Genomic DNA, 13,953 nt, shown 5'->3' with positions numbered 1-13,953 from the left:
GGCCTAGAACAGCGGTGTCGCAACACGATTCGGGGCCGGCGGAGGTGGCGGCACCGGCAGGCAGAGTCCGGTGGCGACGTCGAGTTGGCGCCCGGGGACGCAGAACGGGGCGCACCCGTTGGTGACGCCGGTTTCCCCGGGCGGGCAGCCCGCGCTCGGCACCGCGGCCGGCGTGCTGGTCACCGCCATCGAACCGGCGGCCAGCACCGCCGCCGATGCCACCGTGAACACCACTCGCCGCACCCGGCTCGCCGTTGCCTGTCTGCGCACGGCCGCAGTCTATGCGGTGGGGCCGGTCCGCACCGGCAGTTGCGGCGCTGCCGTGCTTGTGCACCGGTGGCCGGCCCGGTCGGCTAGCGTCACGTGGTTGTGCAGACCCTGATCGATTTCGACCGCGCGCCGGTGTTCGCCATCCCGACCGTTCACCCCGTCGGTGGCCGCACCGTCCGTGAGGGAATGCTCATCGAGGGACCGCAGGGCTGGGGCGAGTTCAGCCCACCGCCCACCGGCGATGCGCTGCTGCGCTGGCTCACCGCGGCCACCGAGCCGGGCACCGTGGGCTGGCCCGATCCGGTGCGGGGCCGGGTGCCGGTCGCCGTCACCGTTCCCGAGGTCGATGCCGCGCTCGCCCGCGAGATCGCCGTGGGCTCGGGGTGCGGCACGGCGTGCGTCGCCGTCGGTGCTGGACCATTGGCCGACGATGTCGAGCGGGTGGCGGCGGTGCGCGACGGGCTCGGGCCGGGCGCCGCCGTGCGCTGTGATGCCAAGGGCCGGTGGGACGTGGACAGCGCGGTCGCCGCGGTCGCCGCGCTCGAGTCGGCCGCCGGTGGCCTGGAGTTCGTCGCGCAACCCTGCGCAACGCTCGACGAGTTGGCGCAGGTGCGCCGCCGGGTCGACGTGCCGATCGCCGCCGGGGAGTCGATCCGCAACGCCGAAGAACCGATGGGCCTGCGGCTTTCCGGTGTCGTCGACCTCGCTGTGCTCGCCACCGGTCCGCTCGGCGGGGCCCGGCGGGCGCTGCGGGTGGCGGAGGCCTGCGGGGTGCCGTGTGTGGTCGGCTCCACGCTGGAAACGAGCATCGGGTTGACCGCCGGACTTGCGCTGGCCGGGGCGTTGCCGGAGCTACCGTATGCCGCTGAGCTGGGCACCAGGGGCCTTTTGGCCGGCGATCTGGTCGCCGATTCGCGCTCGCTGGTCGCCGTCGACGGCTATCTGCCGGTCGCGCCGATGCCGCCGGCCCCGCAGCCCGGACAACTGGAGCGGTTCGCGGTCACCGACCCTGACCGGGTGCGGTGGTGGCGGGCCCGTCTGCAGGCCGCGATCAGGGGCAGCGACGTGCGCTAGCAACTTCGTGCCGGACAGATTCAAGTAGCGCACTACGCATGTGGGCGACGTGGCCCCACCTCGAGAATCGACATCGTCAGCTACCGCTGATGACCAGATCCAACGGAGGATGCCATGTCGTTGTTCGCCAAGCTCTCGGAACTCCGGGCCGTCCGGACCCAAGATTCCGAGGGGACCGACGAGCTCAGTATCAGCAGGGCTGACGGCTTTCAGTTCAAGGCTGTGTCGATGTGCCAGGGCGATGTGGTGGATCTGGACCGACTGTTGCCGTTCGACGGCCAGCTCGAGATCGTGTTGCGGGAAGTGGACGTGCGTACCGACGAGATGGAGGACGTCGGTTCGATCGTCATCCGCTCCGAGGAGCTGGGACGCGGCGAGCTCACCCAGCAGTTCAGCGGTGCGGGTGTGCTCTACGACCTCACCTACAAGGTCATCTGACCTTCCTCAATCGGCCACCGCCTTGGCGATGGCCACACAGGTGGTCAGCCACACCGGGTCCGGCCGGGCCGTTTCGGTCAGCTCCCACATCGCGTTGTGCAACATCCGCACGAGCGTCCAGGCCCGGGCCCGGTCGGTGTCCAGGCCCGCGGCGTCGACCACTGCCGCCAGCCGGCGCCGCACCCCGTCGCGCACGTAGCCGGCCAGCTCGTCCCAGCGGTTCCACAGCATCGGCGCGATCTCGTAATGCGGGTCGCCGTTCATCGGCTTGGGATCGATGGACAGCCACGGTTCGCGCTCGGCGGCGAGCACGTTCTCGTAGTGCAGGTCGCCGTGGATCACGGTGGAAGTGGTGGCGGGATCGCCGGCCAGCTCCCGGCCCAGGCTGATCGCCTGCTGCACCAGCCGGCGCGGGATCGGGGCGCTGCGGGGGAGTTGTGCCAAGCCGGTGGTGGCCTGTGCGGTGTGCTCGGTGAGCGAACGCAACTGGGGCAGCGGTGGCACATGGATCCGCGCGTACAGTCCGGCGACGATCTCGCATGCCTCGATGTCCCAGAGCTCGTTGAGGTTTCGGCTGTGCAGCCGTTCCAGCAGCTGGATCCGCTGCGGTGGGTCGGCGCGCAGCAGGCGCACCGCACCGTTTCCCGCCCATCGGCGCAGCACCAGGTGCTCGTGTTCGGACTCCTCGTCGGGGAAGCCGGCCTTGAGGACGGCGGGCCCACCGTCCGCGGTCCGTACCGGTAGCACGATCGAGCAGTGGCCGTGTTGGGCCGGGCCATCCGGGCGCAGGTCCCACTCGTCGACGTGGTCGCGGATCAGGCGCGCCAGTCCGTCGACCCACGACTGCCACCGCGGTCCCCGGGTGCCCATCGCACGTACCGCCGCCGGCAGATCGATCATCGCGCTCCATGGTCGCACCCCGGCGGGCCCGCGCGGCAGCCGGTTTTGACAGACTGTGCTCCATGGCACAGATAACCTTGCGCGGAAATTCCATCAACACCGTCGGCGACCTGCCCGCAGTCGGCAGCTCGGCCCCGAGCTTCTCGCTCACCGGCACCGATCTGGGCGCGGTCACCAGCGACCAGTTCCAGGGCAAGGCGGTGTTGCTGAACATCTTCCCGTCGATCGACACCCCGGTGTGCGCCACCAGCGTGCGTACCTTCAACGAGCGCGCGGCCGGGTCGGGCGCCACCGTGCTGTGCGTGTCGAAGGATCTGCCGTTCGCGCAGAAGCGCTTCTGCGGTGCCGACGGCATCGAGAACGTCACTGCGGCGTCGGCCTTCCGGGGCAGCTTCGGTGAGGATTACGGCATCGCCCTGGCCGACGGCCCGATGGCCGGCCTGCTGGGCCGCGCGGTGGTGGTGATCGGCGCCGACGGCAATGTCGCCTACACCGAACTGGTGCCCGAGATCGCCCAGGAACCCGACTACGACGCCGCGCTGGCCGCGCTCAAGTAGTGGCTACTCGTGGCGTACCGGTGCTTCGGCACCGGCACGCCACGAGTCGGCAATCCCGCCGGTCCTCAGACCGGCCACTGCTCGCGGCGATGGGCCGCGTCGAAGAACATCCATTCATAGCGCGTCGTGACCACGAAATGGCCGTTGGCGGCGGCCTCGTCCGATGCGCTCAGCGTCGGGCCCACCCGGTCGGTCAGCTCGAGCACCTCGGCGACGGTCGCGGCGAACTCCGCACCGCCGTAGCTGTCGATCCAGAGCTGGTAGCGCCGATCCGGTGAACCACGTTCTGCCAGCGCCGCGCCCACGCGGGCGTAGATCCAGTAGCACGGCAACACCGCGGCCAGTCCCTCGGCGAAGCTGCCACCGTGGGCGGCGGCAAGCAGGTAGCTGGTATAGGCACAGGTGGTCGGCGCGATCGGGATCGCGTTCAGTTCCGCGGGGTCGATCCCGAGCTCGGGCAACAGTTCGTTGTGCAGGCTCAGTTCGACGTCGAACACCTCGGCGGCATGCCGGGCGAACATCGCGGTGTCGGCCAGCGTGGGCGCCTTGGCCGCGACGATCGCCAGGGCGCGGGCGTAATCCCGCAGATAGTGCGCATCCTGGGCCACGTAGTGGGTGAACGCCGCCTCGGTCAGGCTGCCGTCGGTCAGCCCGGTGAGAAACGGGTGCGCCAGGATCGCGGCGAAGGTCGGCTCGATCGGTTGCCACAGTCGTGCCGACCAGGAGGGCGGGTTCGTATCGGAGTGCATGCCGACCATGGTGTCAGCTGAACTCCTGCCGGTGTCGGCTCGCCGGTGCCAGAACCACTGCCGGGGGTTGCTGTGAGCCGGCCCGCGGACCCGGCGGCGACATGGACGCGACGGGGAGGGCGTGGGTGTTCCGGTCGGACCGACCCCGCGCCGAGATCACCGTTCGGTCACGGTCTCGTATCTGATTGAGCCTGCGCCCCATGCTAATTGGGCAAATCGACGGTTGCGCGGTACAAATGGTTGACTCGACTGACGACGGCCGGCAGTCGGAGTCGTCCCCCGGCGGCCGAGAGAGTTGATGTTCGATGAGACGTACCTTTGCCCTGCTGTTCGGTCTGGCATTCCTGGTGGCGGCTCCCGGACTCGCCGGGGCTGCGCCGATCGAACGTCCGGCCGGCAATCAGCGCTTTGTCGACCTCGTGATCGCCCGTGCGATGTCGCAGCGCGGTGTGCCGTTCAGCTATGGCGGCGGTGATGTCAACGGTCCCACCCGGGGCATCGCGCGCAGCCTGCCCGCACCGGGTGCCACGCCACCGATCACCGGTGGCGGCCTGACCCCGGGTCTGTCCACTCCGGCGGTGACTATGCCGGCAGTGACCACGCCGGCACTGGGGGCGGTGCCCGATCCGTCGGCGAACGTGGTCGGATTCGACGCCTCCGGGTTGATCGTCTACGCCTTCGCCGGGGCCGGGGTGAAGATGCCGCGGTCGTCGGGCGAGCAGTACAAGGTCGGCCAGAAAGTCCTGCCGTCGCAGGCGCTTCCCGGTGACCTGATCTTCTACGGTCCCGAGGGCACCCAGAGCGTGGCGCTCTACCTCGGGAACAACCAGATGATCCAGGGCACCGAACCGGCCGTCGCGGTCACCCCGGTGCGCACCGCGGGTATGGCTCCCTACCTGGTTCGCATCATCGCCTGACCGCTCGGATCCGGCGAGGATCAATCGGTCGGCGGGTGGTCGCCGTCGCGTCAACAGTAAGACCTTAGACTGTGCGCTCGTGGGCATCCTGTTTGGTTTTGCGCCGTGGATCATCTATTGGGTACTCGTCGGCAACGTGCCGTTCCTGGTGGCCGTCCTGGTGGCGCTGGCGGCGGCGATCGCGACGTTCACGATCAGCCGGATCTCCGGTGCGCCCGGGCGCACGCTGGAGATCGGCGCACTTGCCACCTTCCTCGTACTGACGGTCCTGACCCTGGTGCTGGACCAGGACGTCATGGAGCGGTGGATGCAGCCGTTGAGCAATGCCGGGATCTTCCTGGTCGCGTTGGTCGGACTGCTCATCGGCAAACCATTCGTGCTCGAGTTCGCCGCGGCGGGGCAGCCGCCCGGCGTGGTGGAAAGCGATCTGTTCCAACGGATTGTCAAGATCCTGACCTGGATCTGGGTCGGGGCGTTCGCCGGGATGACGGTGTCCTCGGCGATCCCGCCGATCGTGCAGGGCGACGCGACCATCCTGGACACCAAGACACCGCTGTCGTTCATCTGCTACTGGGTCATCCCGTTCGTCCTGCTGGGCCTGGCCGCGCTGGCGTCGCGGATCCTGCCGGACCGGATGACCGCGGGGATGAACGACATCGTGCGCAAGACCACCTTCGTGGCGTTCTCCGAGGCCGAGATCGACCAGCTCTACTACCTGGCACAGGAGCATGCCAACCGTGAGGTCGGGGCCGGGCAGGAAGCCTACGACGTGCGGGTCGGCGGCTCGGGAACACCGTTGGTGGGTGATGAGTCCCGGATGTCGTGGCCCTCGACGTACAAGGTGCGTGACCGCAAGCGGTAGCGCGCAAGGCGCCACTAGGCCGGATCAGCCGGCGGGCAGCAGGCCGACCAGGCCGAACATCAACACGATGCCGGGCAGCAGATTGGTCACCTGGTGGGCGATGATGCCGCCCCAGAGGCTGCCGGAATACAGCCGGGCCAACGCAATTGGGATCGCGACCACCAGGAGCAGCGGGGCGCGTTGGGGTTCCAGGTGCGCCAGCGCGAACACGAGAGTCGAGACCGTCGCGGCCATCACCCGGCCCCAACGCTGCTCCAGTGCGCCCCACAGCAGTCCGCGGAAGATCACTTCCTCGCAGATCGGGGCGATCACGGCCACCAAGAGCAGCACGACCACTGCCACCGGCCAGCCGGTGCGTACGTCCCGAAAGATCCCGCCCACCGCGGACGTCGCGTCCGGCCCGACGATCGACTGGTAGAGCAGCGCGGCCGGCAACGTGATGAACAGTCCGCCGACACCGAACGCCAGCCCGATGCCGATGGCACGCCAGGACCACTGCCAGCGAAAGTCGAGGCGGGCGCCGTTGCCCCGCCATCGGGCGATACCCACGGCCAGGGCAGCGGCGACGAGCGTCGGCACCCCGATGGCCAGCGTGATCAACCAGGCCGGCGGAGCGCCGGCGGGGGCGAACACACTGAACGCCGCCGACGCGAGCAGGTAGACGACCTCGACGAGCACGAAGGCGCCCAGCCCCCAACGGTGGGTCGGCCGGCTGGTGCCGGTCGAGGGGTGCGCCACAGCGTCCATGCCGGCAGAGATTACTGGCCGGGACGCCATGTGGTTCGCAGTACGGTCGGACGATGCGGTGGATCGTGGACGGCATGAACGTGATCGGTTCCCGGCCGGACGGTTGGTGGAAGGACCGTCGACGTGCCATGGCAGGGCTGGTGCAGCGGCTCGAACGCTGGGCCTCGGCCGGTGACCGTCAGGTGATGGTGGTGTTCGAGGGACCGACCACGCCGCCACTCGAGTCCAGTGTCGTCGCCATCGGTCACGCCCCGCGGGCGACGGCGAATTCCGCCGACGACGAGATCGTGCGGGTGGTCTCGGCCGACCCGCGGCCCGCACAGATCACCGTGGTGACGTCGGACAGCGCGCTGGCGCAGCGGGTCCGGGACGCCGGCGCGGTCGTCGAACCGGCCGCCGGATTCCGCCGCATGATCGATCGGCCCGATTGAGCGGATGTCAGCGCGACGCCAGGCGCTCGCTCGCCAAGTCTCCGGAGATGACCAACTGCCGCAAGGTTTTTCGATCGAACTTCCCGCTGGGCAGCGTCGGTATGCCGTCGCTGGTGGTCAGCACCCACCGGGTGGGCACCTTGTAGGCCGACAGCTGGTCGCGGGCGAAGGCGGTCAGGGTGGAAACCTCGACCGCGGTGGTGGGCACCACGATTGCGCACACCTCTTCGCCGCGCTGGGGATCGTCGACGCCGACCACGACGCACTGTGCGACGTCGGGAGATTCGGCGAGAACCGCTTCGACCTCCAGCGGTGAGACGTTGGCGCCGGCCGCCTTGATCAGATCGGTGGTGCGGCCCACGTAGAAGAGCCGAGGATCGCCGTCGCGGCGATAAACCTTGTCCCCGGTGTGGTACCAGCCGTCGGCGTCGAAGGTCTCGCAGCGTTCGCGCTTGTTGTAGCCGGCCATCACCCCGACGCCGCGGACCAGGAGCTCACCGGTGTCCCCGGGTGGCACCGGGGCACCGTGCTCGTCGACGATGGCCATCTCGGTGCAGACGAAACCGCCTGCCGTCTCGGACATGGTGCGGTGCACCGGAAATCCGTCGGGGACGTCGGTCATGGCGATGTCGAGCGGACCGTCGCGCAGCATCGGGGCGCTGGTCAGGTCCCGCTCGGCGAACGAGGGATGTTCGCGCAGCCGCTGGGTGAACGCCGGCCAGCCCACGATCCCGGTGATCCGTTCCCGCTCAGCCAGATCCAGCGCGGTGGCGGGATCCAGTTTCGGCATCGTCACCACGGTGACCGCCTCGTGCAGGGCTCCGGTCACCGCGAGCAGTCCACCGATCCAGAAGAACGGCATCGCGCACAGCACGCGGGGCTGCTCCGGGGATCCGGTGATCGCCCGGATGGCGCTCGGCCAGGTCGAGGTCTGCCGTACCAGGGTGCCGTGGGTGTGCAGCACGCCCTTGGGGTCGGCGGTGGATCCCGAGGTGTGCACCATGATGGCCAGGTCGGCGGGGGAGACCTCGGCCTCCGCAGCGGTGAGGATCTCAAGGGGCACGCCGGCGTCGGTTCCGGCGGGGGTGGCCCAGGGCCGGTCGAGGCCGCCGGTGATGGCGATGCGGCGCAGATAGGGAGTGCTAGGCAGGGTCAGCTGAGCCGAGCTGTGGTCGGCCAGCCCCGGCAGGGCGGTCTCCAACCTCTCGGCCACGTCGATGTGCAGCACCGTGCTCGGCGCGATGAGCAGCCCGATGTCGGCCAGCCGCAACACTTTCGCGATCTCGGCGGGGGTGTAGAGCGTGCTGAGCGGCACCGCCACCGCCCCGATTCGCGACACCGCGAGCCACCACGTCACCCATTCGGCGCCGTTGGGGAAGAACAGGCCGACCCGGCTGCCCTTGCCCACCCCCTCGTGCAGCAGCCAGCGTGCCAGCGCGGCGGAGGTTCGCTCGGCATCGAGATAGCTGAGGCGCTCGGTGGGGGTGACCAGGTATGTGGATTCCCCGAACTCGGCGACGCTGTGCTGCAGCAGTGCCGGAATGGTCAACGGTGATTGGGTCACCAGCCCATCTTCTCCGATCCGCTCGACGCCGGTATCCACAGGTCCGAGGCGGGCCCGGGCGGCAACCTAGACTGCGGTCATGACCCGCGGCACCCAGGTTCAATATGAGGCTCCGGAAGGCCTGCTGCGTATCGAGGACTGCCTCGACGAGGACGGCGGCATCGTGCTGCCGCCGGGCACCACCCTGATATCGCTGATCGACCGCAACATCGCGCATGTCGGCGACCAGGTCGCCTACCGCTTCCTGGATCACAGCCAGGTCGAAGAGCACATCGTCGAGCTGACCTGGACCCAGTTGGGAATCCGGTTGCGGGCGGTGGCGGCGCTGCTGCAGCAGGTCTGTGCGCCCGGCGACCGGGTCGCGATCCTGGCCCCCCAGGGTCTCGACTACGTGATCGGCTTCTTCGCGGCGATCAAGGCGGGAAACATCGCGGTGCCGCTGTTCGCCCCGGAACTGCAGGGCCATGCCGAACGGCTCGAAACCGCACTGTCGGATTCTCGCCCCAACACGGTGCTGACCACCTCGGCCGCCGACGCTGCGGTGCAGGCATTCCTGGCGAAACTGCCCGGCCCCACGCGACCTCGGGTGGTACTCATCGACGAGGTTCCCGATTCGGCCGGAGCGGAGTTCACCCCGATCCCGGTGGAGCCGGACGACGTCTCCCACCTGCAGTACACCTCGGGTGCCACCCGCGCGCCGGTCGGGGTGGAGATCACCCATCGGGCGGTCGGCACCAACCTGCTGCAGATGATCTTGTCGATCGACCTGTTGAACCGAAACACCCACGGGCTGAGCTGGTTACCGCTCTATCACGACATGGGCCTGTCCATGATCGGGTTTCCCGCGGTCTACGGCGGGCACTCCACCCTGATGTCGCCGACGGCGTTCATCCGCCGCCCGCAGCGGTGGATCCGGGCCATGTCGGAGGAGTCCAAACACGGCCGGATCATCACCGCCGCGCCGAACTTCGCCTATGAGTGGACCGCACAGCGGGGCGTGCCGGCGCCGGGGGAGGACATCGATCTGGGCAATGTGGTGCTGATCATCGGCTCCGAACCGGTGCTGCCCGAGGTGATCACGACGTTCAACGAGGCGTTCGCGCCGTACGGCCTGCCGCCGACGGCTTTCAAGCCGTCCTACGGGATCGCCGAGGCGACGCTGCTGATCTCGACGATCGCCCCGGCCGAGCAGGCGTCGGTGGTCTACTTCGACCGCGAGCAGCTCGCCGTCGGCCGTGCGGTCCGCGTCGACGCCGATGCCGAGGGTGCGGTGGCGCACGTGTCGTGTGGTCAGCCGGCCCGCAGCCTTTGGGCGGTGATCGTCGACCCGGCGACCGCCGACGACTCGGCTGCGGAATTGCCTGACGGCCAGATCGGGGAAATCTGGTTGCACGGCAACAACATCGGGCGCGGCTACTGGGGCCGCCCCGAACAGACGCGCGCGACGTTCGGGGTGTCGTTGCACTCCCGTCTCGCCGAGGGCAGCCACGCCGACGGCTTGCCCGCCCAGGCCACCTGGCTGCGTACCGGCGATCTCGGGGTGTATTTCGAGGGCCAGTTCTACGTCACCGGACGAATGGCCGACCTGGTGCAGATCGACGGCCGCAGCCACTATCCGCACGATATCGAGGCCACCGTCGCGGCGGCGTCGACGCTGGTGCGTCGCGGCTACGTCACCGCGTTCACGGTGCCTTCGACAGACGGCACCAGCGGTGCCGGGTTGGTGGTGATCGCCGAACGTGCTGCCGGGACCACCCGGGTCGATCCGCAGGACGCCGACGCGGCCGTCCGAGCGGCGGTGGCCGAGCGGCACGGGCTGACGGTGGCCGATCTCCGGTTCCTGCCGGCCGGCGCGATCCCGCGCACCACCAGCGGAAAACTGGCTCGGGTCGCCTGCCGTGCGCAGTACCTGGAGGGCACCCTGGGCGCGCGCTGACGCCCGAAACCACCGCAGGTAAGGCATGCTGCTGCCATGAGCAGAGATGAGATCACCGCGGCGATCGTCGAGGCCCGCCTGGCCAAGGGGCTCAGCTGGCAGCAGCTGGCCGAGGCCATCGACAAGCCCGTGGTGTGGACGGTGTCCGCGCTGCTCGGGCAGCACCCGATTCCGGTTGAGTCCGGCCGGATCCTGGTGAATCTGCTGGGCTTGGACGAGTCGGTGGTTCCGGTGCTGGCTGCGGTGCCCATGCGTGGCGGGCTGCCCACCGCGGTGCCCACCGACCCCACGATCTACCGGTTCTACGAGGCGCTGCAGGTGTACGGCGGCGCGATCAAGGAACTGATCCACGAGCAGTTCGGCGACGGCATCATGAGTGCGATCAACTTCAGTGTCGACGTGCAGCGCAAACCGCACCCGGCCGGGGACCGCGTGGTGGTGACGTTCGACGGCAAGTTCTTGCCGTATGACTGGACTGCGGCCGAAACGTAGGGCGATGATGGCCGTCATGGCCACCCATCGAGCTGTACATGTCGAGTCCGCCGGCGGCGCGCTGACCCTGGTCGACACCCCGACCGTCGCACCGGAGCGCGGCCAGGTCCGGGTTGCCGTGGCCGCCTGTGGTGTCTGCGGTACCGATCGGGCCATCGTCAACGGCGGTTTCCCCGGGATCTCCTGGCCGTTGACCCCGGGTCACGAGATCGCCGGCACGATCGCCGAACTCGGCACGGGCGTCACCGATTTCGCGATGGGCGACCGGGTGGCCGTCGGCTGGTTCGGCGGGCATTGCGGGATCTGTGTCCCGTGCCGCAAGGGTCTGTTCATCCACTGTGAGAACGGCCAGGTGCCGAGCCTGCACTACCCGGGCGGGTATGCCGAATCGGTGACGGTGCCGGCCAACGCGCTGGCCCGGATCCCCGACGAGCTGTCCTTCGCCGAGGCCGCGCCGATGGGTTGTGCCGGCGTGACGACGTACAACGCGCTGCGGCACACCCGTGCGGTGGCCGGTGATCTGGTGGCGGTCCTCGGTGTGGGCGGGCTGGGCCATCTGGGCCTGCAGTTCGCCGCGGCGATGGGTTTCGAGACGGTCGCGATCGCCCGCGGTCCGGGTCGGGAGGCGGATGCCCGCGCACTGGGGGCGCGGCACTACATCGACTCGACGGCTGCCGATGTCGCCACGGCACTGCGCGATCTGGGCGGTGCGGCAGTGGTTCTGGCCACCGTGGGCAACTCGCAGGCGATGGCCGACACCGTCGGCGGTCTGGCGCCTCGAGGCGAGTTGGTGGCGATCGGGGTATCGGCCGATCCGCTGCCGATCAGCCCGGTGCAGCTGATCCAACCGGCGCTGAGTATCTCGGGACACCCGTCGGGCACCGCGCGTGACGTCGAGGAGACGATGCACTTCGCCGTGCTGTCGGGGGTGCGGGCCCGGATCGAGGAGCGGCCGCTGGGCGACGTGGCGGAGGCCTACGCCGCGATGGACCAGGGGCGGGCCCACTACCGCATGGTGCTGTCGATGTGACCGCGGCCGGCGGACAGGCCGATCCGATTTCTCACCCACCGGAGAAGGTGAGCGGGTAGCGTCGGAACCTCGTTTGCTGGACGACGAATCGGGTGGGGGCGCCGATGGTGTTGAAGCGGCTGGTGAAGGTCCTGGGCCGGGTGACCGCGGGCGCAGTGGCCGGTGTCCTGGCGTGTGGCGCTGTCGGCGTGCCGACGGTATGGGCGGCTCCGATGCCGACGGCGCAGCTCGATTTCGGCGGGATGATGCGGACCTATCGCCTGCACCTGCCGGCCGGCGGTCCACCGTCGGGGTTGGTGGTCAATCTGCATGCCGCCGGCGCCACCGGTGCCGATCAGGCCGCGCTCACCCACTACGACGCGGTCGCCGACGCGCACGGGTTCGCCGTCGTCTATCCCGACGGCATCGACTTCAGCTGGGCGGACGGCCGTGGTGCCTCGGTGCCGGACCGGCAGGGCGTCGATGACGTCGGTTTCATCGCCACTCTGGTCGAGCGCCTCGTCGCCGAGAACGGGATTCCGAAGGGCCGGGTGTACGCCACGGGCTTGTCGGCCGGCGGGTTCATGGCCAACCGGCTTGCCTGCGACCGCGCCGACCTGTTCGCGGCCATCGCTCCGGTGGCCGGCACGCTGGGAACGAACGTGGGCTGCAATCCGTCCCGGCCGGTATCGGTTCTCGCCACCTACGGCACCGCCGATCCGATCGTGCCGTTCAACGGCGGGCCGATGAGCGGGCGTGGCGGTGGTAGCAGCGTGCTGTCGGGGCCGGCGATGGTGGACCGGTGGCGTCAGGTCGACGGTTGCCCGGCTCCGGTGGAGGAGGTGCTGCCGGGTGCCGGTGACGGGACCGAAACCCACCGGATCGCCGCAAATGGCTGCGCGGCCGGAACCTCGGTGGTGTTCATGCGGGTCGACGGCGGCGGGCACACCTGGCCGGGTGTCCCCGAGATCCTTCCGGTGCAGGCCGTCGGGGCCGCGAGCCGCGCGTTCGACGCTTCGGACGCCTCGGCGGCGTTCTTCGCCGGCCACGGGCGGTAGCCGCCGCGGACCGGCAATATGCATCACGGCGGAATTAACTCGTGATCCGGTCGCGATGGGTACCGTGCGGAATCCGAATCATGCTGTACACCATCATGTTTCACTGACAAGAATGCTCGCGGTGCCGTCAAGTGGCCGTTGGCGTCAACGCCGCCGACGAGCAGCGGCCACCGTCAACGGCGCTACGGTCACGAGGTGGATTGGCACAGCTGGCACGACGACTACGACCGCCCCGACTCTTCCCTGGCGCAGCGGCTCCGCGCGGTGCAGACGCTGCTGCGGCAGGTTCTCGACGAAGCCCCGGCGGGGCCGCTGCGGGTGATCAGCCTGTGCGCCGGACAGGGCAGGGATCTGCTCGAGGTGCTGGCCGATCACCCACGGCGCGACGATGTCCGGGCGCGTCTGGTCGAGTTGGACCCACGCAACGCCGAGGTCGCCGCCGAGGCGGTGCGCGCCCGCTCGCTCACCGGCGTGGAGGTGGTGACCGGCGACGCCTCGCTCATCGACCATTACACCGACCTCGTCCCCGCCGACATCGTGGTGGCCTGCGGTATTTTCGGCAACATCACCGACGAGGACATCGAACGGACCATCGGTTTCCTGCCGCAACTGACCAAGTCCGGCGGCGCCGTGCTGTGGACCCGTGGCCGTTACGCTCCGGACCGGGTTCCGTTGATCCTCAACTGGTTTGACGAGCGTGGTTTCGACCTGGTGTGGGTGTCGGAGCCCGAGGTGGGGTACGGCGTCGGAGCGCACCGCTTCACCGGGGCACCCGAGCCGCTGCAGACCGGCGCCAAGCTCTTCACCTTTGTCGGCTCCGACGTCATCCGGGGCGCCGATGCCCGACGCGCCGCGGCGTCCTCGGTGCAGCCGTAGCCGACACCGAGACCTGCAGGTACAGCCCGGCTTCCACCGCCTGAGGCCGGTTCATCAGTACGCTTCACAACGA

At 69.4% G+C, this 13,953-nt stretch carries 16 protein-coding genes; 11 read left to right on the top strand and 5 right to left on the bottom strand.

The window, feature by feature from the left end:
• Window positions 1-3: 3 nt before the first annotated feature.
• Window positions 4-207 (bottom strand): hypothetical protein, encoded by a 204-nt coding sequence (locus FR943_RS15025; RefSeq protein WP_372448152.1) that lies wholly within the window; start codon window positions 205-207, stop codon window positions 4-6.
• A gap of 162 nt (window positions 208-369) precedes the next feature.
• Here FR943_RS15025 and FR943_RS15020 point away from each other — a divergent pair, with 162 nt between their 5' ends.
• Entirely contained in the window at window positions 370-1,344 is a 975-nt protein-coding gene (locus tag FR943_RS15020; RefSeq protein WP_217158555.1) for an o-succinylbenzoate synthase, read from the top strand.
• A 114-nt stretch (window positions 1,345-1,458) separates the two neighbouring features.
• Window positions 1,459-1,782, top strand: coding sequence for a hypothetical protein (locus FR943_RS15015; RefSeq protein ID WP_217158553.1), 324 nt, complete (start codon window positions 1,459-1,461; stop codon window positions 1,780-1,782).
• Window positions 1,783-1,788: 6 nt separating this feature from the next.
• On the opposite strand, the gene FR943_RS15010 is transcribed toward FR943_RS15015, so the two are convergent.
• Window positions 1,789-2,682 (bottom strand): aminoglycoside phosphotransferase family protein, encoded by an 894-nt coding sequence (locus FR943_RS15010; RefSeq protein WP_217158551.1) that lies wholly within the window; start codon window positions 2,680-2,682, stop codon window positions 1,789-1,791.
• Window positions 2,683-2,744: 62 nt separating this feature from the next.
• Here FR943_RS15010 and tpx point away from each other — a divergent pair, with 62 nt between their 5' ends.
• Window positions 2,745-3,239 carry a thiol peroxidase gene (gene tpx / locus FR943_RS15005; RefSeq protein WP_217158549.1) on the top strand — a complete coding sequence of 165 codons (495 nt, stop codon included), beginning with the start codon at window positions 2,745-2,747 and terminating at the stop codon, window positions 3,237-3,239.
• Between the two features lie 65 nt (window positions 3,240-3,304).
• Here the strand turns inward: tpx and tenA are convergent, their stop codons facing one another.
• Window positions 3,305-3,988 carry a thiaminase II gene (gene tenA, locus FR943_RS15000; RefSeq protein ID WP_217158547.1) on the bottom strand — a complete coding sequence of 228 codons (684 nt, stop codon included), beginning with the start codon at window positions 3,986-3,988 and terminating at the stop codon, window positions 3,305-3,307.
• Window positions 3,989-4,293: 305 nt separating this feature from the next.
• Between tenA and ripD the strand changes: the two genes are divergently transcribed.
• Window positions 4,294-4,905 (top strand): NlpC/P60 family peptidoglycan-binding protein RipD, encoded by a 612-nt coding sequence (gene ripD / locus FR943_RS14995; RefSeq protein ID WP_217158544.1) that lies wholly within the window; start codon window positions 4,294-4,296, stop codon window positions 4,903-4,905.
• A gap of 79 nt (window positions 4,906-4,984) precedes the next feature.
• Window positions 4,985-5,767 (top strand): hypothetical protein, encoded by a 783-nt coding sequence (locus FR943_RS14990; RefSeq protein ID WP_217158542.1) that lies wholly within the window; start codon window positions 4,985-4,987, stop codon window positions 5,765-5,767.
• A 24-nt stretch (window positions 5,768-5,791) separates the two neighbouring features.
• Here the strand turns inward: FR943_RS14990 and FR943_RS14985 are convergent, their stop codons facing one another.
• Window positions 5,792-6,514 (bottom strand): type II CAAX endopeptidase family protein, encoded by a 723-nt coding sequence (locus tag FR943_RS14985; RefSeq protein WP_217158540.1) that lies wholly within the window; start codon window positions 6,512-6,514, stop codon window positions 5,792-5,794.
• A gap of 53 nt (window positions 6,515-6,567) precedes the next feature.
• On the opposite strand from FR943_RS14985, the gene FR943_RS14980 reads away from it, so the two are divergent.
• Window positions 6,568-6,945 carry an NYN domain-containing protein gene (locus FR943_RS14980; protein WP_217158538.1) on the top strand — a complete coding sequence of 126 codons (378 nt, stop codon included), beginning with the start codon at window positions 6,568-6,570 and terminating at the stop codon, window positions 6,943-6,945.
• A 7-nt stretch (window positions 6,946-6,952) separates the two neighbouring features.
• Here the strand turns inward: FR943_RS14980 and FR943_RS14975 are convergent, their stop codons facing one another.
• Window positions 6,953-8,509 (bottom strand): class I adenylate-forming enzyme family protein, encoded by a 1,557-nt coding sequence (locus tag FR943_RS14975; RefSeq protein WP_217158535.1) that lies wholly within the window; start codon window positions 8,507-8,509, stop codon window positions 6,953-6,955.
• Window positions 8,510-8,588: 79 nt separating this feature from the next.
• On the opposite strand from FR943_RS14975, the gene FR943_RS14970 reads away from it, so the two are divergent.
• The 5 genes from FR943_RS14970 to FR943_RS14950 all read left to right on the top strand — a co-directional run bounded on the left by FR943_RS14970 (window position 8,589) and on the right by FR943_RS14950 (window position 13,880).
• Complete coding sequence (locus FR943_RS14970; RefSeq protein WP_217158533.1) at window positions 8,589-10,445, top strand: fatty acyl-AMP ligase; 1,857 nt, start codon at window positions 8,589-8,591, stop codon at window positions 10,443-10,445.
• A gap of 36 nt (window positions 10,446-10,481) precedes the next feature.
• Window positions 10,482-10,937, top strand: a complete 456-nt coding sequence (gene cynS, locus FR943_RS14965) for a cyanase (RefSeq protein ID WP_217158531.1) — start codon at window positions 10,482-10,484, stop codon at window positions 10,935-10,937.
• Window positions 10,938-10,953: 16 nt separating this feature from the next.
• Entirely contained in the window at window positions 10,954-11,967 is a 1,014-nt protein-coding gene (locus FR943_RS14960; RefSeq protein WP_217158529.1) for an alcohol dehydrogenase catalytic domain-containing protein, read from the top strand.
• 104 nt (window positions 11,968-12,071) lie between these two features.
• Complete coding sequence (locus FR943_RS14955) at window positions 12,072-13,004, top strand: extracellular catalytic domain type 1 short-chain-length polyhydroxyalkanoate depolymerase (RefSeq protein ID WP_217158523.1); 933 nt, start codon at window positions 12,072-12,074, stop codon at window positions 13,002-13,004.
• Window positions 13,005-13,199: 195 nt separating this feature from the next.
• A complete protein-coding gene (locus tag FR943_RS14950) occupies window positions 13,200-13,880 on the top strand; it encodes a class I SAM-dependent methyltransferase family protein (protein WP_217158522.1) in 681 nt (226 codons plus the stop codon).
• Window positions 13,881-13,953 lie beyond the last annotated feature (73 nt).

The sequence above is a fragment of the [Mycobacterium] fortunisiensis genome (genome assembly GCF_019050325.1).
Classification (GTDB): Bacteria; Actinomycetota; Actinomycetes; order Mycobacteriales; family Mycobacteriaceae; genus Mycobacterium; species Mycobacterium fortunisiensis.
This window is presented reverse-complemented; position numbering and strand designations above follow the sequence as displayed.